At 68.8% G+C, this 23324-nt stretch carries 27 protein-coding genes; 11 read left to right on the top strand and 16 right to left on the bottom strand.

What is annotated here, in order from left to right; translation table 11 throughout:
• Window positions 1-4: 4 nt before the first annotated feature.
• The gene (locus tag ACFHNC_RS17850) at window positions 5-1648 is read left to right on the top strand and encodes an NAD(P)/FAD-dependent oxidoreductase (protein WP_437170592.1); all 1644 of its coding nucleotides are present in this window, start codon (window positions 5-7) and stop codon (window positions 1646-1648) included.
• Entirely contained in the window at window positions 1645-2820 is a 1176-nt protein-coding gene (locus ACFHNC_RS17845) for an NAD(P)/FAD-dependent oxidoreductase (RefSeq protein WP_437170591.1), read from the top strand. The genes ACFHNC_RS17850 and ACFHNC_RS17845 overlap by 4 nt, the downstream gene beginning before the upstream one ends.
• Here the strand turns inward: ACFHNC_RS17845 and ACFHNC_RS17840 are convergent.
• From ACFHNC_RS17840 to ACFHNC_RS17800, 9 genes are read right to left on the bottom strand one after another with little or no spacing between them, the layout of a single operon-like run.
• Window positions 2766-3221 carry a bleomycin resistance protein gene (locus ACFHNC_RS17840; protein ID WP_437170590.1) on the bottom strand — a complete coding sequence of 152 codons (456 nt, stop codon included), beginning with the start codon at window positions 3219-3221 and terminating at the stop codon, window positions 2766-2768. The two genes, ACFHNC_RS17845 and ACFHNC_RS17840, sit on opposite strands and share 55 nt — an antisense overlap.
• Complete coding sequence (locus tag ACFHNC_RS17835) at window positions 3221-3781, bottom strand: HupE/UreJ family protein (protein ID WP_437170589.1); 561 nt, start codon at window positions 3779-3781, stop codon at window positions 3221-3223. Before ACFHNC_RS17835 ends, ACFHNC_RS17840 begins: the two co-directional genes overlap by 1 nt.
• Window positions 3781-4389 (bottom strand): urease accessory protein UreG, encoded by a 609-nt coding sequence (gene ureG / locus ACFHNC_RS17830; RefSeq protein ID WP_437170588.1) that lies wholly within the window; start codon window positions 4387-4389, stop codon window positions 3781-3783. The genes ACFHNC_RS17835 and ureG overlap by 1 nt, the downstream gene beginning before the upstream one ends.
• A complete protein-coding gene (locus ACFHNC_RS17825; RefSeq protein WP_437170587.1) occupies window positions 4386-5081 on the bottom strand; it encodes an urease accessory protein UreF in 696 nt (231 codons plus the stop codon). The genes ureG and ACFHNC_RS17825 overlap by 4 nt, the downstream gene beginning before the upstream one ends.
• The gene (locus tag ACFHNC_RS17820; protein ID WP_437170586.1) at window positions 5065-5559 is read right to left on the bottom strand and encodes an urease accessory protein UreE; all 495 of its coding nucleotides are present in this window, start codon (window positions 5557-5559) and stop codon (window positions 5065-5067) included. Before ACFHNC_RS17820 ends, ACFHNC_RS17825 begins: the two co-directional genes overlap by 17 nt.
• Before the next feature lie 9 nt (window positions 5560-5568).
• A complete protein-coding gene (gene ureC / locus ACFHNC_RS17815; RefSeq protein WP_437170585.1) occupies window positions 5569-7278 on the bottom strand; it encodes an urease subunit alpha in 1710 nt (569 codons plus the stop codon).
• Entirely contained in the window at window positions 7278-7583 is a 306-nt protein-coding gene (locus ACFHNC_RS17810) for an urease subunit beta (RefSeq protein ID WP_437170584.1), read from the bottom strand. The genes ureC and ACFHNC_RS17810 overlap by 1 nt, the downstream gene beginning before the upstream one ends.
• Window positions 7580-7882 (bottom strand): urease subunit gamma, encoded by a 303-nt coding sequence (locus ACFHNC_RS17805; RefSeq protein WP_437170583.1) that lies wholly within the window; start codon window positions 7880-7882, stop codon window positions 7580-7582. The genes ACFHNC_RS17810 and ACFHNC_RS17805 overlap by 4 nt, the downstream gene beginning before the upstream one ends.
• Before the next feature lie 40 nt (window positions 7883-7922).
• Complete coding sequence (locus ACFHNC_RS17800) at window positions 7923-8624, bottom strand: urease accessory protein UreD (protein ID WP_437170582.1); 702 nt, start codon at window positions 8622-8624, stop codon at window positions 7923-7925.
• A 15-nt stretch (window positions 8625-8639) separates the two neighbouring features.
• Between ACFHNC_RS17800 and ACFHNC_RS17795 the strand changes: the two genes are divergently transcribed.
• The 3 genes from ACFHNC_RS17795 (at window position 8640) to ACFHNC_RS17785 (ending at window position 9333) form a co-directional block, all read left to right on the top strand.
• Window positions 8640-8837, top strand: coding sequence for a hypothetical protein (locus ACFHNC_RS17795; RefSeq protein WP_437170581.1), 198 nt, complete (start codon window positions 8640-8642; stop codon window positions 8835-8837).
• 83 nt (window positions 8838-8920) lie between these two features.
• A complete protein-coding gene (locus ACFHNC_RS17790) occupies window positions 8921-9133 on the top strand; it encodes a hypothetical protein (RefSeq protein WP_437170580.1) in 213 nt (70 codons plus the stop codon).
• On the top strand, window positions 9127-9333 hold the full coding sequence (locus ACFHNC_RS17785) for a hypothetical protein (protein WP_437170579.1): 207 nt from the start codon (window positions 9127-9129) through the stop codon (window positions 9331-9333). The genes ACFHNC_RS17790 and ACFHNC_RS17785 overlap by 7 nt, the downstream gene beginning before the upstream one ends.
• Here ACFHNC_RS17785 and ACFHNC_RS17780 read toward each other — a convergent pair whose 3' ends face one another.
• The 3 genes from ACFHNC_RS17780 to ACFHNC_RS17770 are packed head-to-tail and all read right to left on the bottom strand — an operon-like array spanning window position 9334 to window position 12184.
• Window positions 9334-10650 carry a TRAP transporter large permease gene (locus tag ACFHNC_RS17780; protein WP_437170578.1) on the bottom strand — a complete coding sequence of 439 codons (1317 nt, stop codon included), beginning with the start codon at window positions 10648-10650 and terminating at the stop codon, window positions 9334-9336.
• Complete coding sequence (locus tag ACFHNC_RS17775) at window positions 10647-11141, bottom strand: TRAP transporter small permease (protein ID WP_437170577.1); 495 nt, start codon at window positions 11139-11141, stop codon at window positions 10647-10649. The genes ACFHNC_RS17780 and ACFHNC_RS17775 overlap by 4 nt, the downstream gene beginning before the upstream one ends.
• Window positions 11138-12184 (bottom strand): TRAP transporter substrate-binding protein, encoded by a 1047-nt coding sequence (locus ACFHNC_RS17770; RefSeq protein ID WP_437170576.1) that lies wholly within the window; start codon window positions 12182-12184, stop codon window positions 11138-11140. Before ACFHNC_RS17770 ends, ACFHNC_RS17775 begins: the two co-directional genes overlap by 4 nt.
• A gap of 265 nt (window positions 12185-12449) precedes the next feature.
• On the opposite strand from ACFHNC_RS17770, the gene ACFHNC_RS17765 reads away from it, so the two are divergent.
• The 4 genes from ACFHNC_RS17765 (at window position 12450) to ACFHNC_RS17750 (ending at window position 18454) form a co-directional block, all read left to right on the top strand.
• The gene (locus tag ACFHNC_RS17765) at window positions 12450-13880 is read left to right on the top strand and encodes an NAD(P)-binding domain-containing protein (RefSeq protein WP_437170575.1); all 1431 of its coding nucleotides are present in this window, start codon (window positions 12450-12452) and stop codon (window positions 13878-13880) included.
• A gap of 66 nt (window positions 13881-13946) precedes the next feature.
• A complete protein-coding gene (locus ACFHNC_RS17760; RefSeq protein WP_437170574.1) occupies window positions 13947-15353 on the top strand; it encodes a M20/M25/M40 family metallo-hydrolase in 1407 nt (468 codons plus the stop codon).
• A 13-nt stretch (window positions 15354-15366) separates the two neighbouring features.
• Entirely contained in the window at window positions 15367-17016 is a 1650-nt protein-coding gene (locus ACFHNC_RS17755; RefSeq protein ID WP_437170573.1) for a M28 family peptidase, read from the top strand.
• Between the two features lie 13 nt (window positions 17017-17029).
• The gene (locus ACFHNC_RS17750) at window positions 17030-18454 is read left to right on the top strand and encodes a M20 family metallopeptidase (RefSeq protein ID WP_437170572.1); all 1425 of its coding nucleotides are present in this window, start codon (window positions 17030-17032) and stop codon (window positions 18452-18454) included.
• 58 nt (window positions 18455-18512) lie between these two features.
• Here the strand turns inward: ACFHNC_RS17750 and ACFHNC_RS17745 are convergent, their stop codons facing one another.
• The 4 genes from ACFHNC_RS17745 to ACFHNC_RS17730 form a co-directional block, all read right to left on the bottom strand.
• Window positions 18513-20327 carry an SLC13 family permease gene (locus ACFHNC_RS17745; protein WP_437170571.1) on the bottom strand — a complete coding sequence of 605 codons (1815 nt, stop codon included), beginning with the start codon at window positions 20325-20327 and terminating at the stop codon, window positions 18513-18515.
• Window positions 20328-20423: 96 nt separating this feature from the next.
• Window positions 20424-21065 (bottom strand): NrsF family protein, encoded by a 642-nt coding sequence (locus tag ACFHNC_RS17740; RefSeq protein ID WP_437170570.1) that lies wholly within the window; start codon window positions 21063-21065, stop codon window positions 20424-20426.
• Window positions 21052-21720: an RNA polymerase sigma factor gene (locus tag ACFHNC_RS17735; protein WP_437170569.1), complete on the bottom strand. Its 669-nt coding sequence runs from the start codon at window positions 21718-21720 to the stop codon at window positions 21052-21054. Before ACFHNC_RS17735 ends, ACFHNC_RS17740 begins: the two co-directional genes overlap by 14 nt.
• A gap of 1 nt (window position 21721) precedes the next feature.
• Window positions 21722-22168 (bottom strand): YHS domain-containing (seleno)protein, encoded by a 447-nt coding sequence (locus ACFHNC_RS17730; protein ID WP_437170568.1) that lies wholly within the window; start codon window positions 22166-22168, stop codon window positions 21722-21724.
• Window positions 22169-22288: 120 nt separating this feature from the next.
• Here ACFHNC_RS17730 and ACFHNC_RS17725 point away from each other — a divergent pair, with 120 nt between their 5' ends.
• Together ACFHNC_RS17725 and ACFHNC_RS17720 are read left to right on the top strand one after the other, a co-directional pair.
• Window positions 22289-22864: an NUDIX hydrolase gene (locus ACFHNC_RS17725; RefSeq protein ID WP_437170567.1), complete on the top strand. Its 576-nt coding sequence runs from the start codon at window positions 22289-22291 to the stop codon at window positions 22862-22864.
• Window positions 22861-23313 carry an N-acetyltransferase family protein gene (locus ACFHNC_RS17720; protein ID WP_437170566.1) on the top strand — a complete coding sequence of 151 codons (453 nt, stop codon included), beginning with the start codon at window positions 22861-22863 and terminating at the stop codon, window positions 23311-23313. The genes ACFHNC_RS17725 and ACFHNC_RS17720 overlap by 4 nt, the downstream gene beginning before the upstream one ends.
• Window positions 23314-23324: the final 11 nt, after the last annotated feature.

Below are 23324 nucleotides of genomic sequence, written 5' to 3'. Positions count from 1 at the left end.
CCACTTGTTACGGCTGACCGAATTGAAGCTGCCGCTGGACCACCCGGAAGGGGCGGTGCAGCAGGCACTCTGCACGGCGCTCGGGCTGCGGGCGGAGGCGGTGCGCGACATCACCATCGCCCGCCGGGCCTGGGACGCGCGCAAGCGGTCGGCCATTCTGCTGGTCTATTCCGTCGATTTTTCGGTGGATGACGAGGCGGCGCTGCTGCGCCGCGCTTCGGGTGACAAGGCGCTGGCGCGCACGCTGATCCGCACGCCGGATACCAGCTACCGACCGGTGGCGCAGGCCCCTGCCCGGCTGCCGCAGCGGCCCGTGGTGATCGGCACCGGGCCGTGTGGAATCTTCGCCGCGTTGATCCTGGCGGAGATGGGCTTCCGGCCGATCATCCTGGACCGCGGCAAGGTGGTGCGGGAACGCACCAAGGACACCTGGGCGCTGTGGCGCCGCAACGAGTTGACGCCCGACAGCAACGTGCAGTTCGGGGAGGGCGGCGCCGGCACCTTCTCCGACGGCAAGCTGTGGTCCGGCATCAAGGACCCGCAGCATCTCGGTCGCAAGGTGCTGACCGAATTCGTGGCGGCCGGTGCGCCGGAGGAAATCCTCACCGTCGCGAAACCCCACATCGGCACCTTCCGCCTGGTGACGATGGTGGAAAGCCTGCGCGCGAAGATCGAGGCGCTGGGCGGCGAATACCGCTTCGGCACCAAGGTGGTGGATTTCCTGGTCGAGACCGGCCGCGACGGCCAGCGCCGGATGCGCGGCGTGGTGACGGAAGCGGGCGAGACGATCGAGACGCAGCATGTGGTGCTCGCCATCGGCCATTCGGCGCGCGATACCTTTTACCAGTTGCACGCCGCGGGCGTCTTTGTGGAAGCAAAGCCCTTCTCGATCGGCGTGCGGATCGAGCATCCGCAATCGATCATCGATCGCGCCCGCTTCGGCGCTTTCGCGGGCAACCCCATTCTCGGCGCTGCGGACTACAAGCTGGTGCATCACAGCAGCAATGGCCGTGGCGTCTATTCCTTCTGCATGTGCCCGGGCGGCACCGTGGTGGCCGCAGCCAGCGAGCCGGGGCGACTGGTGACCAATGGGATGAGCCAGTATTCGCGGGCGGAGCGCAACGCCAATGCCGGCATCGTCGTCGGCATCACGCCGGAGGTGGACTACCCCGGCGACCCGCTGGCCGGTATCGCCCTGCAGCGGCACTGGGAGGAACGCGCCTTTGTCGCCGGCGGCAGCAACTACTGCGCGCCGGCGCAGCTTGTCGGGGACTTTCTCGCGGGGCGCGCCTCGACCAGCCTTGGCGCCGTGGTACCGAGCTACAAGCCGGGCGTGACGCCGACCGACCTCGCAACCTGCCTGCCGGATTTCGCTGTAACCGCCATGCGCGAAGCGTTGCCCGCCTTCGGTAAGCAGATTCGCGGCTTCGACATGGCCGACGCGGTGATGACGGGCGTCGAAACCCGCACCTCCTCCCCCATCCGCATCCGCCGCGACGCCAGTTTCCGCAGCGTCAACACGCTCGGCCTGTACCCGGCCGGCGAGGGTGCGGGCTATGCGGGCGGCATCTTTTCCGCCGGCGTGGATGGTATCCGCGTGGCGGAAGCGGTGGGGCGGGACATGGCCGGGTTGGCGCAAGCGGCGTGACCCATTTCGATGTGGTGGTGCTGGGCGCCGGGGCGGCGGGGCTGTTCGCGGCGATGCGCGCGGGGCAGCGTGGGCGGCGCGTGCTGCTGCTGGATCATGCGGAGGCGGCGGGGAAGAAGATTCTCATCTCCGGCGGTGGACGCTGCAACTTCACCAATTCGGGCTGCGTGCCGGAGCGGTTCCTTTCGGCCAATCCGCATTTCGCGCGGTCAGCGCTGGCCCGCTACACGCAGCACGATTTCGTCGCGCTTGTCCGGAAGCACGGCATTCCGTTCCATGAGAAGACGCTGGGGCAGTTGTTCTGCGACGGCTCCGCCCGCGCCATCGTGGCGATGCTGCTGGCGGAATGCAGCGCCGCGGGCGTCGATCTTCGCCTGTCGCACCGCATCACCGACGTCACCCGCGATGACCGCTTCCGCATCACCACCGACCGCGGCGGCTTCACGGCGGACAGCCTGGTGCTGGCGACCGGTGGCCTGTCCATCCCGAAGATGGGCGCGACCGGCTTCGCGCATGACGTGGCGCGGCGCTTCGGCCTGAAGCTGGTGGCGCCGCGCCCAGGCCTGGTGCCGCTGACCTTTGGCGGTGACCTGCTGGCGCTGATGCAGCCGCTATCCGGCGTCGCGCTGGACAGCATCGCCAAGGCCGGCAAGGCCGCGTTCCGGGAGGCGCTGCTATTCACCCATCGCGGCCTGTCCGGCCCCGCCATCCTCCAGGCCTCCTCCTATTGGCAGGACGGCCAGGCCATCACGCTGGACCTGCTGCCGGAACGCGACGCCACGGCCCTGCTGCTGGCCGGCAAACGCGCCCGGCCGAAGGCAGAGCCGAAGACCATTCTGGGCGAGTTCCTGCCGGCCCGGCTGGCGCAGGCCATGGCCGCGCTGCATCTGCCGCCGCGCGTGATTGGCGAAGTGGGCGATGCGCCGCTGAAGGCGCTCGGCGCGCTGCTCAAGGCCTGGCGGGTGGAGCCTGCGGGCAGCGAGGGCTATGCGAAGGCGGAGGTGACGCTGGGCGGCATCGACACCGCCGGCCTGTCATCCCAGACCATGATGACGAAGGATGTGCCCGGCCTGTTCGTGGTGGGCGAGGCTGTGGACGTGACTGGCTGGCTCGGCGGCTACAATTTCCAGTGGGCTTGGTCGAGCGGCTGGGTCGCGGGCGACGCCGCCTGAAGCGTCTGGGAGAATCGCAACAGGTAGCCATCCGGATCCTGCGCGATGAATTGCCGCACGCCGACATCGCCTTCGGCCACGCGGTACCATTTCTCCTCGACCGCGAGGTAAAGCGGCCAGCCTGCCGCCTCCAGCTTCGTCAGGATCGGCGCGCAATCCGCCACCGCGATCTGCAAATTCATGCCGCGGCCGAAGGGCCGTTCCAGCTTGCCGGTGATCCAGCGGCGACCGGGCCCGGCCGCTTCCTCCAGCATCACCTGGGCGCCGTCGCGGTCCAGATAGGCGAAGCGGTCTTCCGGCCGGTCGTAAGCGATGTGGAAGCCGCAAAGCCCGCACCAGAAGCGCAGGCTGGCCGCCAGATCGGCGACCAGCAGTTCCGGGACCAGGACGGCCCGCTGCATCAGGCGATGGCCACGACGACCAGCATCAGCGCCGCCATGGCGCCACCGGCCACGCGGACGACGAACTGGTTGGTGATGGCGCGCGCGCCGAACACCCCCGCCGCATGCAGCGCCGCGGTGGCGAGGATGAAGCCCGCAACGTAGCCCAGCGCGCCCTGCCCGCCCATTTCCGTACCATGGGCATGCCCGTGCAGCAGCCCGAATATCGCCACCAGCGGCACCGCGAAGGCCAGCGGGAAACGCGCGGCCGCAGCAACCAGCGCGCCGAGGATGATGACGGAGGCCAGGATACCCGCCTCCACCATCGGCAGGCCGAAGCCGCCCGCGCCCAGCCCGAAGCCCAGCACCATGGCGCCCAGAAAGCCCGCCGGCAGCGCCCAGTTGGCGCGACCGCTCACCAGGCCGGCCCAGAGACCGACGGCGACCATCGCCAGCATATGGTCCAGCCCGCCGACCGGGTGCAGGAAGCCGGTGAGGACACCATGCACATGGGCGCCGCCCTCATGCGCGAGGGCAGGCATCGGCGCGAGAAGGGCGGCCAGGGTGAGAAGACGGCGCATCAGGCAATACCTCCGGATTTCAGAATGAAGGACGCGATCTCGGACACGCCCTTGTTTTCCTTAAGATTGGTGAAAATGAAAGGCCGCGCGCCGCGCATCTTCTTCGCGTCGCGATCCATGACGGACAGATCGGCACCCACCAGCGGTGCCAGATCGGTCTTGTTGATGACCAGCAGGTCCGATCGCGTTATGCCCGGCCCGCCCTTGCGCGGGATCTTGTCGCCGGCCGAGACATCGATGACGTAGATCGTCAGGTCGGCCAGTTCCGGGCTGAAGGTCGCGGCCAGATTGTCGCCGCCGGATTCGATGAACAGGATTTCGAGCGCCGGAAAACGCGCGGACATCTCGGCCACGGCGGCGAGGTTGATCGAGGCATCCTCCCGGATCGCGGTATGCGGGCAGCCGCCGGTCTCCACACCCATGATGCGCTCGGCCGCCAGGGCGCCGCTGCGGGTCAGGAATTCGGCATCCTCGCGCGTGTAGATGTCGTTGGTGATGGCGGCGATGTCATGCGTATCGCGCATCACCTTGCAAAGCCGATCGACCAGCGCAGTCTTGCCGGACCCGACAGGGCCGCCGATGCCGACGCGGAAGGGACCGTTACTCATGATCTAAATAGCCTCGTGTATTGCGTCTCGTGGCGCAGGGAGAACAGGTCGATGACCGGGGCGGCGCCACCGATCTCATCGGCGTCCTGGATCGCCAGCGCGGCATCCGTGGCGGCCACTATGGCGGGCAGCAGGGCCGCGGTGGCGATCTGGCCATCGGTCTGGCCAAGCGGCACCACGCGCACGCCGGCGGAGACCAGGTTGGCAGCAAAGGCGGCGAGCCAGGCGAAGCAGGATTCGCGCAGCGGCATCGCGTGGAAACCGGCGGCGGCGCCAAATGCCACAGCATGCGTCAGCCGCCCCGTGTGGCGCGCGGTGAAGGCGGCAAAATCCGGCTGTGGCCAGGCGGCGTTGGTCGCCAGCGCAAAAGCGCCGCCGGGCTGCATCGCTTCCAGCGCCAGTTCGGCCGTGCCGCGCATGGCGGCTGCCAGTTCCACCAGAACATCCAGCGCGGCACCGTCGCGCACCGTGGCAGCCCGCCAGGACAGCGCCAGCAGCCCGCCATCCATCGCGCCCGCGCCATGCGCCAAGGCAGCCTCGGCATAGGCGACCATTCCGGCGCGGCTCGTCACCGCGCCTTCCTCCACCGCCATCTCCAGCCCATGGCTGTAGCTGAAGGCGCCGGTCGGGTAGGCGGGCGAGAGCCACGCCAGCAGCCGCGCCAGCGTCGCCAGGTCAGTGATGGTGGTCATGGTCGTGATGGCCGTGCGGATGGGCCGGCAGGCGGTTGTGCTCGCCATAGGCGCCACCCTCCGGGTTGAAGGGCGCGCGCACCTTGGCGAGCGTGGCGCCCAGGCCCTCCAGCATGCGGATGATGACGTGGTCGTAGCGGATCAGGATGCGGTTGCCATCGAGTTCCGTCGGCAGATGCCGGTTGCCGAGATGCCAGGCGAGGCGCAGCAACTTCGCGGGGCTGTCGGCGGTGACGGAAACCAGATCCTCCGCCGCCGCGCGCAGCAGGATGAAGCCGCCGGCTTCCAGCTCCAGCCCATCGCCATCGCGCATCACTGTGGCCTCCGGCAGGTCGAGCAGGAAGCTGCCGCCGCCATCGGTCAGGTAGATCTTTCGGCGGCGGAAACGGTCGTCGAAATCGACGGTCACGATGTCCTTGGCCGCATCCTCCGGCCAGCTTCCGGCGGGGTGTACGGCGATGGCGCGGGCATGTGGCATGTTGGGCTCTCAGAACAGAAAGTAGCGCTGCGCCATCGGCAGCACGGTGGCGGGTTCGCAGATCAGAAGCTCGCCATCGGCGCGGACTTCGTAGGTTTCGGCATCCACCTCGATCCGCGGCAGCGCATCATTCAACACCATGTCGCGCTTGCCGATGTTGCGGGTGTTCGTCACGGCCAGCATCGGGCGTTGCAGGCCAAGCCGTTCGGCAATGCCGGAATCAAGCGCCGCCTGGCTGGTGAAGGTAACGGAGGACAGCGTGTTGGCGCGGCCATAGGCGGCGAACATCGGGCGGTAGTGGATGGGCTGCGGCGTGGGGATCGAGGCGTTCGGATCGCCCATCGGCGCCATGGCGATGCTGCCGCATTTCAGCACATAGTCCGGCTTCACGCCGAAGAATGCCGGCGACCACAGTACCAGATCCGCCAGCTTGCCCACGGTGATGCTGCCGACATGCGCCGCGACGCCCTGCGAGATGGCCGGGTTGATGGTGTATTTCGCGATGTAGCGACGCACGCGCAGATTGTCATTGTCGCCCGTCTCGCCCGGCAGCCTGCCGCGCTGCTGCTTCATCTTATGCGCGGCCTGCCAGGTGCGAAGGATCACCTCCCCCACCCGTCCCATCGCCTGGCTGTCGGAGGACATCATGGAGATGGCGCCGAAATCGTGCAGGATATCCTCCGCCGCGATCGTCTCCTTGCGGATGCGGCTTTCGGCGAAGGCCACGTCTTCCGGAATGCGCGGGTCGAGGTGATGACACACCATGAGCATGTCGAGATGCTCATCCACCGTGTTGCGCGTGTAGGGCATCGTCGGGTTGGTCGAGGACGGCAGAAAATTCGGCTCGCCGATGACGCGCAGAATGTCCGGCGCGTGGCCGCCGCCGGCGCCTTCCGTGTGGAAGGCCTGGATCGCGCGGCCGCCAATGGCGCGGATCGTGTCTTCCACGAAGCCGCTTTCGTTCAGCGTGTCGGAGTGGATGGCGACCTGGATATCGAATTCATCCGCCACCTTCAGGCAGGTGTCGATCGCCTTCGGCGTGGTGCCCCAATCCTCATGCAGCTTGAGGCCACAGGCGCCGCCGCGAATCTGTTCTTCCAAGGCTGCCGGCAACGCTGCATTGCCCTTGCCGAGGAAGCCGAGATTCATCGGAAAGGCCTCGGATGCCTGCAGCATTCGCGCCAGGTGCCAAGGGCCGGGCGTTGCCGTCGTCGCCAAGGTGCCGTGCGCGGGACCGGTGCCGCCGCCGAACATGGTGGTGATACCGGAGACCAGCGCCTCCTCGATCTGTTGCGGGCAGATGAAGTGGATATGCGGATCGACGCCGCCTGCTGTCAGGATGCGCCCCTCGCCGGCCAGCACTTCCGTGCCGGGGCCAATGATGATGGTCACCCCCGGCTGCGTATCCGGATTACCCGCCTTGCCGATCGAATGGATCAGCCCGTCCTTCAGGCCGACATCCGCCTTGTAGATGCCGCTGTGGTCAAGGATCAGCGCATTGGTGATGACGGTATCCACCGCGCCACCTGCGCGCGTGACCTGCGACTGGCCCATGCCATCGCGGATCACCTTGCCGCCGCCGAATTTCACTTCCTCACCATAGATGGTCAGGTCACGCTCGACTTCGATGATCAGGTCGGTATCCGCGAGGCGCAGGCGGTCGCCGGTGGTTGGGCCATACATGCCGGCATAGGCGCGGCGGGAAAGCTTTGCGGGCATCAGAGCTTTCCCTCCGTTTCGCCGCGAAAACCATGCACGATGCGCGCGCCGCCATAGGGCACCAGCCGCACGCTGCGTGCCTGCCCTGGCTCGAACCGCACCGCTGTGCCAGCGGGAATATCGAGGCGCTGGCCGCGTGCCGCCACGCGGTCGAAGCGCAGGGCCGGGTTGGTCTCCGCGAAATGGTAGTGGCTGCCGACCTGGATCGGGCGGTCGCCGGTGTTGGCGACCTCGATCTCCGTCGTCGGCCGGCCCGCGTTGAGTTCGATCTCGCCCTCCGCGGGGAACAGCTCGCCGGGGATCATCGGATCGGCTCATGCACGGTGACGAGCTTGGTGCCGTCCGGGAAGGTCGCTTCGACCTGGATCTCGTGGATCATCTCGGCAATGCCCTCCATCACCTGGTCGCGCGTGATCACCGTGGCGCCGTCGCGCATCAACTCCGCCACGCTGCGGCCATCGCGGGCGCCTTCCACCACATAGTCGGTGATCAATGCCACCGCCTCCGGATGGTTCAGCTTCACGCCGCGTTCCAGCCGCCGCCGGGCGACGATGGCCGCCATGGCGACCAGCAGCTTGTCCTTCTCACGCGGCATCAGGTTCATGCGTCACCTCCGTCTCGGACCAAGCATGGCGCGTGCCACCTCATGCGCGCCAGAGCCTCGGAAGCTTCGGCGGCAGGCCGAGCGCGGCTTCGCGCAGCGCCATGATGGCCGCGCCGAGCCCGGCGCGCACGGCCCCGGCCTCACCGAGCCAGCGGGCCACCAGAAGCCCCGGCGCGACCAACCCTGCCCCGCCTTGTGCAAGCTCTCGCGCCAGGTCGCGATGTGCCGCCGCCTGCGGTATGGCCAGCACCAGCGTCGCCATGGCCCCGGCGCCATTCAGCGTGAAGCGATGGCCGAGCGCCGCTGGATCCAACCGCATCGCATCCACCCACAGCAACCGGCCGTCGCGCGTGATGCGCCAGCGGTCCTGCAGCGCGCCATGGGCGAAAACCTCGCCACGGGCGGCGCGGCCGAACACCAGCATCTCCGCCGCCAGCAGCCGTGCATCCGGTGCAAGCGCAATATCCAGGCGCCGGCGCAGGCGCGCACCATCGAACAGGATTGTCTCCTGCGGCAGCCATTCGCAGGTGGAATTCGCGCCGAGCGTGAGGTGGGCTGCGATCTCCGTCTCCGGACCCAGGCTGCGATAGATCTTCTCGGCCGCGGGCGTGGTCGCGGTGAAGCGCGCGGCGGCGCCCAGGGTGATCACGGAGTGCAGCGCATCGCCGCCCGCCAGCCCGCCCGCGACATTCACCAGCGCGACCTGCTTCGGCTCGTCCGGGTCCGCATCCGGGAATAGCACGCGCAGCGGCGCAGATTGAAAAAGATGCGCGATTCGCGCGCCACCCGGCGCGGCAACCAGGCCGAGTTCGGCGCGCCCGCGGGCGCGCTGGTGGTGGGGCGCGGGGGCCGCATCGTTAAGCATACTGCCAATGATGCCATGGCGAAGATCGAACGACCAGAGACGGCATATCTGCACAATCCGCGAGCGCAGACAGCGCCAAAGATGCAGTGATCGCCCATTTCCGAAGCATCTTCGCGATCATGGGGCTTGAGTAGGTGCGCGCAGGGCCCAGCACCTGGGAAGGGTGCGACGTGATGCGGCTCGCGCTCGCGGTACGCGCCCGCGCCGGTCTCACCGTGCAGGAAATCGTGAAACCGCGCTGGCGGCCGCACGGCGTGGATACGGAAACGCTGGACTGTTCAGCACCCTTCGGCAATTCCGGCGCCGGCGCGGCTGGCGAATGCTCCGGTGGGCAGCAGCAGCAATTGGCGATCGGGCGCGCTCTGAGTGCCCGGCCGCGTTGCTGATCCTCGATGGGCCGAAAGAGGGAATCCAGCCCTCTGTCATCAAGGACACGGCCCGCGTCATTCGCCATATGGCAAAGGATCGCGGCGTGGCCGTGAAGCTGCTGAAGCAAATCGCCGTGATGGTGCGCGGCGAAGCGGCGCTGGCTGGCGCCGCCGGCCCGCTGGATCAGACGGCGGTGCGGAAACCGCCCACCGTCTGACTACCAAAGCCCCGGCAGCCACAGCGACAGCGACGGAAACAGCACCAGGATGACGATGCGAACAACATCGGACAGGCAGAAGGGCAGCACGCCGCGATAGGTCTCACCCATCGGGATCTCCTTCGCCATCGCGTTGATCACGAACAGGTTGAGCCCAAAGGGTGGCGAGATCATGCCCACCTCCACGCTCATCAGCACCAGGATGCCGAACCAGACCAGCACCTGCGTGCGGTCCATGCCGAAATCCAGGCCTAGCATCAACGGGATGAAGATAGGCAGCGTCAGCAGCACCATCGCCATGCTTTCCATGAAGCAGCCGAGGATGAAGTACACAACGAGGATCAGCGCCAGGATCACCAGCGGCGGCACCGGCAACGCGGCGACCATGGCGGACAGCTCGGCCGGCAGATGGGACAGCGCCAGCGCCGCGCTGAACAGCTCCGCCCCCAGCAGCACCAGGAAGATCAGGCCCGTGGTTTCCGCGGTGGACAGCAGGCTTTCCTTCAACCCTTGCCAGCGCATGCCGCCCAGCACCACCGCCAGAAGCCCGGTGGCGGCGGCGCCGATGGCGGCCCCCTCCGTCGCGCTGAACCAGCCGCCATAGATGCCGGTGATAACAACAATGAAAACCAGCATCACCGGCCAGACATCGGAGGTCGCACGCAACCTCTCCCGCATCGGCATGCGTTCCGCCGGTGGCGCGGCGCCAGGCACCAGGCGGCTGTAGAGGTTCACCACCAGCATGTAGCCGCCGGTCGCCAGGATGCCCGGGATGACGGCGGCGATGAACAGCGCGCCGATGCTCATCTCGGTGTAGATCGCATAGATCACCAGGATGACGCTGGGCGGAATGAGAATGCCCAGTGTGCCGCCCGCCGCCAGCGTGCCGGTGGCGAGCGCCGGCGAATAGCCGTGCCGCCGCATCTCCGGCAGCGCGACCTGGGACATGGTGGCCGCCGTCGCCAGCGAAGACCCGCAGATGGCGCCGAAGGCCGCGCAGCCGCCGATGCTGGCCACCGCCAGCCCACCACGCCAATGCCCCATCCAGGCGCGGGCACAGCGAAAGAGCGCCCGGTTCATGCCGCCCTTGGTGGCGAAATCGCCCATCAGCAGGAACAGCGGAATGACGGACAATGTATAGGAGAAGAAGCGGCTAAAGGTCAGCGTGTTCAGCGTGGCGAACAGCCGGTCCCAGCCCGACAGCTCGGCATAGCCCAGCCCGCCCACCAGCAGCATGGCGATGCCGACCGGCATGCGAAGCCCGATCAGCAGCAGCGCGCCGCCGAACATCAGCAACCCGATGGTGAAGTTGGTCATGCGGGGCGGCGCGGCCGGATGAGGCTCTCGGCGGCGACGAAGGCGGCACAAAGGCTCCAGGCCATCATGCCGAGCGCCGCGCCGGCATAGCCCCACCAGAAGGGCAGTTGCAGGAACATCGTATCCCTCTCGCGGTCCCACATGTTGTAGCCGCCGATCGCCAGCCGCCAGGCCAGCACGGCCACCACCACCGCCACCACCACCCGCATCACCGCATCGAGACCCGCCAGGCCGCGCGGCGGCAGCTTCTGGGTGAAGAAATCCACCACCACATGCGCGCCCTTCATCTCACACAGCGGCATGCACATCACCACGGCAACGCCGAGCAGCATCTCCACGATCTCGCTGTCACCCAGGATCGGCCGCCCGAAGGCGCCGCGCAGGACGGAGGCGGTGGTGACCGCGACCGCCGCCAGCAGCAGCAGGCCTGCCACCAGTGCGCAGCCGACCGCGAGGCGCGTCAGCGCACCCCGCAGCGCTGCCAGGCTCACGCGCGGCCGTGCTTCGCGGTGATGGCCTGAAGGTCCGCGAACATCGCGCGGCCATCTCGGCCACGGCGCGTCATCTCCGCGATCCAGGCGTCGTAGGCCGGCTGCACGGCGGTGCGCCAGCGCGCCATTTCCGCAGGCCCGATGGGGATGATCTCGTTGCCGGCGGCCAACGCCGCATCCACCGCGGGCTTGGTCTGCGTGTCCCAGATCCGGCCGCGGTCGGTGGCGAGCGCCGGGCCGGAATTGGCATCGATCACCGACTTCAGATCGGGCGGCAGGCGGTTGTAGCTGCGGCCGTTCATCAGGGTGAGGATCATGCCCTGGAACAGGCCGACGCCCGGCGGCTCGCTGTGGAATTTTGCGACTTCATACAGGCGGAAGGGTTGGGTGATCGCCCAGTTGATCAGGAAGCCGTCCACCTGGTTGCGCGCCGTCGCCTCGTACACACCGCCCAGCGGGATACCCACGGGCGTGCCGCCCAGCGCCGTCACCGCCTCCCCGATGAAACGCCCGGCGACGCGCAGCTTCATGCCGCGGAAATCCTCCATCGTGCGGATCGGCTTGCGGGAGGTGTGCACCAGCGCGCGGTCCGTGGAATGCACAGCGATGATCTTGATGCCGCGGTATTCGCTGTCCGCCAGGTGCTTGCCGATGAATTCCATGGCCGCCGCGCTTTCGGTGGCGGACAGGCCGGTGTTCATGAAGGGCAGTTCCAGCCCCTCCGTCCCCATGAAGCGGCCAGGGGTGAAGCCGGGCACCGTCCAGATGATGTCGACGACGCCGTCTTCCAGCTGCTGCACCAGGTCGCGCGGCTGGCCGCCGAGCTGCATGGCGGGGAAGACCTCGATCTTGATGCGCCCGTTGGATTCCCGCGCCACCTTCTCCGCCCAGGGGTCCAGATGCATGGTGTGGTCGAGTGCGGTGGGGGAGGAGAAGCTGTGCAGCCGGAAGGTGAATTGCGGCGCTCCCTGCGCGCGCAGCGTCGCAGGCGCGGCGAGTGTAAGCCCGGCGCCGGCCAGCAGGTGACGTCGCATCATGGTCATGGTCGCTGTCCTCAATCGCGTGGGCCGTTTGGGGAAAGGTCTTCTCCCGCTCCGGTGAAGCGTGGCAACAATCGGTGGTGACTTGCAAGCGCCTTGGCCGGCGCGGCGGGCGCCATCAACACGGGGCTGCGCGCAATGGCGGCAGCCGGTGCCGGTATACGCGGCAATGACGTGTCGCCCGCGATCGCGGCGCCGCTTCCGGGGGATGGCGAGGCGGCGGAATCTGCCCATCCTCCTGCCGAGCCGTTGATCGGAGACCCGCACCTTGCCCGCCCCCCGCACCCTGCTGGACCTCGAAACCGATGTCCGGCGCGACCTGGACCTGATCGCGCATCCGCGCATGGACTGGCTGCAGCCGAAGACCTGCGGCGGCGCGCCGGTGCTGGATGTGCTGGTGGTGGGTGCCGGGCAATGCGGCGTGGTCACCGCCTTCGCGCTGATGCGCGACAAGGTGCGGAACCTGCTGGTGCTGGACCGCGCGCCAATGGGGCGAGAGGGGCCTTGGACCACCTATGCGCGAATGCTTAATCTCCGGTCCTGGAAGGACCAGAGCGGGCCCGATCTCGGCGTACCCTCCCTCACCTACCAGGCCTGGCATGAGGCGCAGTTCGGCACCGCATCCTGGGATGCGCTGCGCTACATCCCGAAGGAATTCTGGAACGACTACCTGCTTTGGCTGCGCCGCGTGGTCGGCGTGCCGGTCCGTAACGGCGTGGAGGCCGGGCGCATCGGACCCGCGCGCACGGATGATGGCCTGCCCTGCCTGCGCGTCGAGACCAGCGAAGGGCCGATGCTGGCGCGCAAGGTGGTGCTGGCGACGGGCCAGGAGGGTGCCGGCATCTGGTGGATGCCCGATTTCATCCGCGCCCTGCCCGCGCATCTGCGGGCGCATAGCGCGGATGCGATCGATTTCGCCGCGCTGCGCGGCAAGGTGGTGGCGGTGCTCGGCGCCGGCGCCTCCGCCTTCGACAATGCGGCGATGGCGCTGGAGGCTGGCGCGGCCGAGGTGCATCTGTTTTGCCGGCGGGCGGAGCCGATGGTGGTGCAGCCCTATCGCTGGCTGACCTTCGCGGGCTTCATGCGCCACATCCATGAAATGCCGGATGAGTGGCGCTGGCGCTTCATGGCGAATGTGCTGGGGCTGCGGGAGGGCTTCCCGCCCGACACCTACGCCCGCGTCCTCGCCTTTCCCAACTTTGGCATGCATGTCGGGCGCCCCTGGACGGCGGCGCGCGTGCAGGACGGGCAGGCGGTGGTCGCGACGCCGCGCGGCGAGTTCAGCGCGGACTTCCTGATCTGCGGCACCGGCGTGCGGATGGACCCCGCGCTGGTGCCGGAACTCTCGGGCTGCGCGCACAACATCGCGCGCTGGTCGGACCGCTACACGCCGCCGGCGGAGGAAGCCAATCCGCGGCTCGGGGAATTCCCCTATCTCGCCGATGACTACAGTTTCCAGGAACGCATGACGGGCGAGACGCCGTGGATGCGGGACATCCATCTGTTCGGCATCGGCACCACTATGTCCTTCGGCCCGGCAGGTGCCTCCATCAACGCCATGGGCATCGCCGTGCCGAGGCTGGCCGCGGGCATCACGCGCGGCCTGTTCGCCAGCGACCTGCCCCGCTTCTACGAATCCCTTCGCGCCTATGACGTGGCGCAGGTGGAGATCGACCCGACGCGCATCGCGGCGGATTAGGTGCGGCCCTTCCCGCGGCCTGCAATCCGCGCGAGACTTCGGATAACGGACGGGAAGGAACATTGCATGGCAGGCTCTCGGGCTGGGGCGATCGCGCGCGCGGAACGCTGCTTTGATGAAGGCGCATATCTCGATGCGCTGCGGAAGCTGGTGGCGGTGCCAACGGAAAGCCAATTGCCGGACAGCCTGCCGGCGCTGACGCTCTACTGCACCGAAACGCTGCCCGACCTCATGCGCGACATGCCCTTCGAGCAGACCGTGCTGGAAAACCCCCGCCCCGGCCGCGGCCCGGTGTTCGTGGCAACCCGCATCGAGGACCCGGCGCTGCCGACCGTGCTGATCTATGGCCATGGCGACGTAGTGCGCGGCCTGGCGCCGAAATGGAGCGACGGCCTCGACCCCTGGCAGGTCACGCAACGCGGTGACAAATGGTACGGCCGCGGCACGGTGGACAACAAGGGCCAGCATCTGATCGCGATCGAGGCGCTGCGCGCGGTGATGGCGGAGCGTGGCGGCCGGCTCGGCTTCAACGCCAAGGTGCTGGTGGAAACCGGGGAGGAGCAGGGCTCCCCAGGCCTGCGCGACCTGCTGCGGGCGGAGAAAGACCGGCTGGCGGCGGATGTGTTCATCGGGCTGGACGGTCCGCGGCAGACCACCTTCATGCCGGAGATGAAGCTCGGCGCGCGCGGCGGCGTGGCCTTCGACCTGGTGGTGCGGCTGCGCGACCATGCGCATCACTCTGGCCATTGGGGCGGCGTGCTGACCGATCCGGGCTTCGTGCTGGCGCATGCGCTGTCAAGCATCCTCGATCGCAACGGTCGCATCCTGGTGGAGGGCTGGACACCCGCCGCCATGCCCGACTCCGTCAAGCGCGCCATCGGCGATTTGGTGTTCGAGGACATTCCCGGCCTGCCAGAAGGCGATCCCGCCTGGGGCGAGCCGGGCCTGACGAAAGCGGAGAAGATCTTCGGCTGGACCAGCGTGATCCTGCTGGCGCAGGTCACCGGCCATCCAGATGCGCCGACCAATGCGGTGCAGGGCGAGGCCCGCGCGCGGCTTCAGGTGCGGCACACGGCGGATATCCCCGGCGGCGCCTTCATCCCCGCGCTGCGCCGGCATCTGGATGCGACGGGGTTCCCGGAGGTCGAGGTCGTGCCGATGCTGGAGCGCGACGCCTTCGGCGCGTCGCGCACCGATCCGGATGATCCCTGGGTGGCGATGGTCGCGGGGTCGATGCGGCGGACCACCAACCAGGCGCCGAACATCATCCCGAACTCCTCCGGCTCGAACCCCTCCGACATGTTCATGGAGGAACTCGGCATGCCGGTGATCTGGATTCCGAACAGCTATGCCGGCTGCAACCAGCATGGCCCGGATGAACACGCGCTGGCGCCGCTGCTGCGTGAGGGGCTGGGCCTGATGGCGGGCATCTGGTGGGATATCGGCGAGGGCCAAGTGCCTGCGCGCCGCTGAAGGAGAGACCGACATGCTCGATGCCGTCAGCGGCCCGGAGATGATGGCCAATCTGCGCGAGATCGCGCGCTGGATGAAGCTGAGCGGGGAAAAGGATGAACTGGAGTCGATCCGCTTCCTCGAAACCCGCATGCGCGACTATGGCTTCCGCACGCAGATGCTGATGCACGACGCCTATATCAGCCTGCCCGGCAAGGCGCAGGTGCTGGTCGATGGCAAGGCGGTCGGCTGCATCACGCAATCCTTCTCCTGCCCCGGCCGGATCTCCGGCGTGCCGGTCTATCTCGGCCACGGCACGGATGCGGATTTTGCCAGGGGCGACCTCGCCGGGCGGATCGTGCTGTGCGAGGGCATGGCAACCCCCGCGGCGGCGCAGCGTGCCGCGCGCGCCGGCGCGGCCGGGCAGCTGCACATCAGCCACCATGAGCATATCCATGAGATGTGCATCTCCCCGGTCTGGGGCAGCCCCGGCACCAGCACGTTGGAAGGCCTTCCGACCACCATCGTCTGCAGCGTGAACAAAGCGGATGGCGGCGCGATCCGCGACACCTTGGCCGCCGGCGGTCAGCCCGTGGTGACGCTGGAGGCGGAGGTGGATACCGGCTGGCGCAAGACGCCGATCCTTGTCGCGGAACTCGGTGAGCCGGACGCGCCCTTCATCCTGATGTCTGGCCACCAGGACACCTGGTATTATGGCGTGATGGATAATGGCTCGGCCAATGCCGGCATGATGGAGGCGGCGCGGATCTGCGCGCAGCAGCAGACCAAATGGCAGCGCGGGCTGCGCCTGTGCTTCTGGTCCGGCCATTCGCATGGTCGCTATTCCAGCTCCGCCTGGTATGCCGATACGCATTGGGATGAGCTGGACCGGCTCTGCGCCGCGCATGTGAATGTGGACAGCCTCGGCGGCGTCGGCGCCACGGTTCTGGAAAATGCGGCGGCGATGACGGAACTGCGGCATTTGGCGGCGGAAGCGGTGCAGGCGCAGACCAACGGGCCCTACAAGGGTGGTCGCAAGGCGCGCAACAGTGACGAGAGCTTCGTCGGCATCGGCATCCCTTCCATGTTCGGCGTGATCAGCGAACAGCCGGCCAAGCACGAACAGGCGCGCCACGCGCTGGGCTGGTGGTGGCACACGCCGCATGACCTGCTGGACAAGGTCGACGAGGCCAATCTGGTTCGCGACACGCGCGTGCTGACCCAGGTGGTGTGGAAACTGCTGGAGGAGCCGGTGGTGCCGCTGGACCATGCGGCGACGGCGGAGGCGCTACTGCGCGAATTGGCGCCGCTGGCACAGAAGCTGGATGGGCGCTTCGACCTCGGCAGGCTGATGGCGGCGGCGCAGCACCTGCGCGACAGCGCCGCGAGCCTCGTCGGCCGCCCGGCCAAGGATGCGGCAGCGGCCAGCGCCGCACTGATGCGCGCCTCCCGCGCCCTGGTGCCGGTGGACTACACGCCAGGCGACCGCTTCGTCCACGCCGCCGCCCTGCCCCTGCCCGCCTGGGTCACCCTGCAGCCGGCGCGCGACCTGGCAAGGACGGAGCCGGGCAGCGACGCCGCGAAATTCGCCACGGTGGACGCGCAACGTGCCTGCAACCGGCTGGCCCATGCGCTGCGTGAAGCCCAGGCCGCCATCGATGCCGCCGCCGCTGCTCTGAATTGAAGGAAGTACAGCCATGCAGAATGACGAACAGGTCTGGCGCAGCGTCGACGAGCGCAAGGAAGCCTATGCGGCGCTCAGCGACCGCGTCTGGGGCATGCCGGAGCTTTGCTACAACGAACACCGCAGCGTCGCGGAGCATATCGCCATGCTGGAGGCGGAGGGCTTCGCCATCACCCGCGACGTCGCCGGCATTCCCACCGCCGTGATGGGCGAGGCCGGTGAGGGCGGGCCGGTGATCGCCATCCTCGGCGAGTATGACGCGCTGCCGGGCCTTTCGCAGGAGGCCGATGTCGCGGAGCACAAGCCGCTGCCGGGCGATGGCTACGGCCATGGCTGCGGCCATAATGTGCTGGGCTCCGCCAGCCTGCTCGCCGCCGCGGCGGTGAAGGATTACCTCAAGGCCAACAACCTGCCCGGCCGCGTGCGCTACTATGGCTGCCCGGCAGAGGAAGGCGGCGCGGCCAAGGGATTCATGGTGCGCGAGGGCGCCTTCGATGACGTGGACATCGCCATCTGCTGGCACCCCGCCGGCTTCTCCGGCGTGAACGAGGCGATTTCGCTCGCCAATACCCGCATCGATTTTTCGTTCACAGGCCGCGCCGCCCATGCGGCGTCCTCGCCGCATCTTGGGCGCTCGGCGCTGGATGCGATCGAGCTGATGAATGTCGGCGTCAACTACATGCGGGAGCATATGCCGAGCGATGCGCGCATCCATTACGCCTATCTCAACGCCGGCGGCATCGCGCCGAATGTAGTGCAGTCGCAGACCAAGGTGCGCTACCTGATCCGGGCGCGTAACCTGGTCGAACTCAACGCCCTGGTCGCCCGCGTGCGCAAGATCGCGGATGGTGCGGCGCTGATGACGGAGACCACCGTTTCCACCCAGGTGATCTCCGCCGTGTCCAACCTGCTCGGCAATTCGCCACTCGAACAACTGATGCACGACAATTTCCAGCGCCTCGGCCCGCCGCAATTCACCGATGCGGACAAGGCCTATGCGGCGGAAATCCAGAAGACGCTGTCGGAGGAAGACATCCTATCCGGCTATCGCCGCCAGGGCGTCACGCCGGATACCGGCAAGGCGCTGTGCGAGCTGATCGTGCCGCTGGATGCCAAGGGCGCCGGCATGAACGGCTCCACCGATGTCGGCGACGTCTCCTGGAAGGTGCCGACGGTGCAGGCGCGCGGCGCGACCTATGCCATCGGCACGCCGGGCCATAGCTGGCAGGTGGTGGCGCAGGGCAAGGCACCGGCCGCGCATACCGGCATGGTGCATGTGGCGAAGGTGATGGCCGGCACGGCGGTGGATGCGCTGCAGAACCCGGCGCTGATCGCCAAGGCCAAGGCCGACCACGCGGCCCGCACCGGCGGCAAGCCCTATGTCAGCCCGCTGCCGGCGGATGCGAAGCCGGCGCTCGGCATGTCGCTCGCGGAATAAGGCGCAACTGAGCGCGTGATTCAGATTTTTCGGTGAGTCCACCTCAAGTCGTCACGCTCTACAGCGGCCAGAACAGCAGCAGCGCCGGCACCGCCACGGCCACCACCAGGATCTCCAGCGGCAGGCCAAGGCGCCAATAGTCGCTGAAGCGGAAGCCGCCGGGCCCCAGGATCAGCGTGTTGTTCTGGTGCCCGATCGGCGTCAGGAAGGCGCAGGAGGCGCCGATCGCCACCGCCATCAGGAACGGGTCGGCGGCGACACCGAGCTGGCTGGCGGTGCCGATCGCCACCGGGCACATCACCGCGGCGGTGCCGGCGTTGTTCATGAAGTCCGACAGCGTCATGGTCACCACCAGCACCAGCACCAGCGCCGCCACCGGGCCGTAGGGCGCGACAGGTGCCAGCATGGCGTTGGCCACCAGATCCGCGGTGCCGGTGGTGGCCATCGCCTCCGCCACCGGCAGCAGCGCGGCCAGCAGCACGATCACCGGCCAGTCCACCGCATCATACAGCCGCCGCACCGGCACCTGGCCGAGCAGCACCACTGCCAGCACGCCGGCCGCGAAGGCGATGGCGGCGGGCACCAGGCCGAAGGCGGCGCCCGCGATGGCGGCCAGCATCACGCCACCCACCAGCGCGGCGCGGCGCGCATCCGGCAGGCGCAGCGACCGTTGCGCCAGCGGCACCAGGCCAAATTGCTGGGCAAACTCCGTCATCGTCTCCGGCGAGCCCTGCAGCAGCAGCATGTCGCCTTCCCGCAGCGCCATGCTGTTCAGGCGCGCGGTCTCCCGCACCCCGCGGCGGGAGATGGCCAGCAGGTTGACGCCGAACTGGTGGCGCAGGCGGATGCCGCGGGCGGAAAGCCCGGCGATCTTGGCCAGTGGCCGCACCACATATTCCGCCAGCACCACATCAGGCGATTGCAGCGCGGCGGCGGGGCTGTCCGGCTCGGGCTTCGCGCCCTCCGCGGCGCCCTCGCCGGGTCGCACTTCCTCCTCCAGCTTCAGGCCGAGATCGGCGAGGGCCGCGGTCAGCGCCTCAGGCTCCGCCTCGATCACCAGGATGTCGCCGGCCTTGACCTCGCGCGAGAAATGCGGCGCGGCGATGCGGCGCTCGTTGCGTAACAGGCTGATGACCTGCGCTTCGCTGGCCTTCAGCGCTTCCTCGATCGCGCGCAGCGTCAGGCCGGCGGCCTTGGCGCCTTCCGGCACCCGCGCCTCCGTCAGGTAGGCCCCGCTGGCGAAGCCCTCCGCGCCGCTGACCTTGCGCGACGGCACCAGGCGCCAGCCGAGCGCGAGGAAGGCGAGGCCGGCCAGGGCCACTGCCACGCCGACCGGGGCGAAGTCGAACATCGCGAAGCTGCCCGCGCCGCCGGCCTGTGCGCGAAAGCCGGAGACGATGAGGTTGGGCGGCGTGCCGATCAGCGTCGTCATGCCGCCGAGGATGGAGCCGAAGGCGAGCGGCATCAGCACCCGGCCCGGCGGAAGCCCAAGCCGCGCGGCCACGGGAATCGCCACCGGCATCAGCAGCGCCAGCGCGCCGACATTGTTCATGAAGGCCGAGAGCAGCGCGGCGAGGCCCGCCAGCGCCGCGATGGTCAGCGTGGGCCCGGCCTTGCGCGGCACCGCGACGCTGGAAAGCCAGTCCACCGCCCCGCTGGCCTGCAGCGCTGCGCTGAGAATCAGGATGCAGGCAACGGTGACGACGGCCGGATGCCCCAGCCCGGCAAAGGCCGCATCGGGCGCCACCAGCCCCGCCGCGACCGCGGCCAGAAGCGCCGCCACCGCCACCACGTCATGCCGCCAGCGGCCCCAGATGAACAGGATGATGGTGGCCGCCAGGATGGCGAGCAGGCTGGTCTGGGCAAGGGTCATCGATTCGGTCTCGGCAGCGCACAGCGGCCATAGCAGCCCGCGGCCGCCACCGTTGCATCACGGCCGCGCGGGCGACGGCTTTCGGCCGTGTGCCGTTCAGGCGGACATGGCGCGCATGGCGCGGCTGCCCCACAGCCGCGACAGCAGCATCACCACCAGCACGGACCCGCCATGCCAGATCAGTACCATCGCCGCGGCCTCCAGATGGTGCACCAGCGACAGCCCGACCGAGGCCACCGCCGCCGCCGCCAGCCCCGCCAGCCAGGCGACGGGGCCGGGGCGGATGCGGGCGGCGTGCCGTGTCATCCACAGCATGCCCAGCGTCAGCGGCACGCCGAAGCCGATGATGAAGCCCATGCAGGCGAAGCTGATGCCCAGCGCCGGCCAGCCGCGCTCGATGAATTCCGCGATGCAGCCCCAGCCGAGGCCAGAGATCCAGAAGATGGCAAAGGGCAGCGGCAGCAATGCCCAGCGATCGGAACGGTCGGGCAGCGCCAGGTGGAAGGCGGCCACGGCTGCCGCCGCGGCGGTGGCCAGCGCCGCCAGCAGATTCACCTGCTCATGCATCAGCATCAGCCGGTGTTCCAGATCGTGCCGGAAGCCGGAGATCAGCACGCCGGCCGCCACCACCGTCGCCGCCAGGGCCAGCCAGCCCAGCGCCGCCCGCATTGGCGGCGTCACCCGGCGCACCGGCGGCACGTCGCGCGCAAGGCGGCGGATCAGCTCATCGGTCTGCACGATCATCTCCTACTTTGGCCTCCCCTTCTTCCCCCACGCCGAAGCGGCGGCGGAGCGACCGCATGGCGCGGTGGGTCGCCACCTTCAGCGCCCCGATGCTGAGGCCGGACCGGGCGGACGCCTCGGCCAGCGACAGATCCTCCAGCTTCGCCAGGCGCAGGGCCGTGCGCTGGCTTTCCGGCAGTTCGGACACGGCCTCACGCAGATTGCGCGCCGCGATGCGCTCCTCCGCCACCGGCGGCACGGAGGCGGCGGAATCCGGCAGATCGTCCAGGTTCGATTCGCGGCCGGCACCGCGGCCACGGCGGCGCAGCCGGTCGATGGCGCGGCGGGTGGCGATGGTGGTCATCCAGGGGCCGAAGGGGCGCTCGGGGTCGTAGGTGTGGCGCAACGCGTGGATGGTCATCAGCGCGTCCTGCACCGCATCCTCCACCTCCGCCGCATCGCGGATGCGGGCGCGGGCCAGTTGGCGCAGCCGCGGCGTCACTTCCCGCAGCAGGGTGTCGTAGGCGCGGGCATCGCCTCCCTGCGCCTGCGCCAGCAGCCCGCCCCAGCGCATCTCCTGCAGCAGGCGCGGGTCGGCCGGGCGCGCGCGCTCCGTCATGCGGGCCAGCGGCGCCGGCAGCAGGCCGGCCTGCATCGCCGCGCAGGACATCTCAGCGCTCCGCAAGACGCGCCCAATTGGCCTCGGCGCGCGCGATGTTGCCTGGGATATCCCGCTGCCACTGCCTTTGCACCCCTCGGTCGTAGTTCAGGTACAGCACGCCGTTGCGGATGTGCCATGCCTCGGGGTCGATATCCACCTTGTAACCGCGGGCCACGCCGAAGGCACAGAATCCGCCGTAGCGCGGCAGATGCGCGGCCGGGTCGGCCTGGAACCGCGCCAGATGGGCGGCGGAGGCGAAATGCCAGGCCACCCCCGCATGTTCGGCGGAGAAGGCCGGGCTGCCGCGGCGTGGCCGGCCTTCGGTGAACCAGGCCACGGGGTCCCAGCCATCCAGCGCCACGCCGGCCTTGTGGTTGATGGAGCGCGGCAGGCCATCGGCGCGGGCGGAGCCGATCATCAGCGCCGGCGCCAGGGCCAGGAGGGTACGGCGATGCATGGCAGCAGGCCTTTGCGGTTGCGATGCCCTGTCTTCGCCGCCTGTTGCACCTTGGTTACGCACGGCTGTCGCGCGCCCGCACGGCTTGCCGGCCGCCACCCGGCCGCGCCAGGGTGCGGCATGGACATCGACACGCCCCCCTGGACCACCACCCATTCCGAAATCCTGGTCGAGGACCGCTGGATCCGTCTGCGCGCCGACCGGCTGCGGACCCAGCAGGGCGTCGAGGTCGCCCCCTGGTATGTGCTGGACTACCCCGATTGGTGCGTCGTGGTGGCGCTGACGGAGGATCATCGCCTGGTGATGGTGCGCCAGTGGCGGCACGGCGCGCAGACCTGGTCCCTGGAACTGCCCGGCGGGGTGATCGACCGGGCCGATGCCGACCCGGTCGCCGCCGCCCAGCGTGAATTGCGGGAGGAGACCGGCTATGGCGGCGGCACCTGGCGCTACCTGTATGCCGGCCACGCCAATCCGGCGATGCAGACCAACCGCCTGCATGTCGTGCTGGCCACCGGCCTCCGCCTGGTCGCCGCCGCGACGCCGGAGCCGACCGAACTAATCAGCGTGGAACATCTGCCGGTGGCGCAGGCGCTGGAGGCGCTCCAGCATGGCCTGATCGGCCAGTCCATGCATGTCGGCGCGATCTGCGTCGGCCTCGCCGCGGCAGGGATCATCAAGCTGGAGACCCAGGCATGACCGGTTTCACCATCACCCCCCTCGCCCCCCGCCACCGCGCGGATTGGGACCGGCTCTATGCCGGCTATGCGGCCTTCTACAAGGTGGAACAGACGGCGGAGATGCGCGCCCGCGTCTGGGGCTGGATCATGGACCCGGCGCATGAGGTGAAAGCCCTGGTGGCGGAGGATGCGGACGGCACGGCGATCGGCTTGGCGCATTACCGCCCCTTCGCCCGGCCACTGGCCGCCGGCACTGGCGGATTCCTGGACGATCTGTTCGTGGATCCGGCGCAGCGCGGGCGGCGAATCGCCGATGCACTGATCGATGCGCTGGCCGAGATCGGCCGCCAGCGCGGCTGGGGCGTGATCCGCTGGATCACCGCGGACGACAATTACCGCGGCCGCGGCGTGTATGACCGGCTGGCGACCCGGACCATGTGGATCACCTACGACCGCAAGCTGGGTTAGGGACCAAATCA

Origin of the sequence: Falsiroseomonas sp. E2-1-a4 (assembly GCF_051433165.1) — a bacterium.
Classification (GTDB): domain Bacteria; phylum Pseudomonadota; class Alphaproteobacteria; order Acetobacterales; family Acetobacteraceae; genus Falsiroseomonas.
The sequence above is the reverse complement of the archived record's forward strand: the minus strand, read 5'-3'. Positions and strand labels throughout refer to the sequence as shown.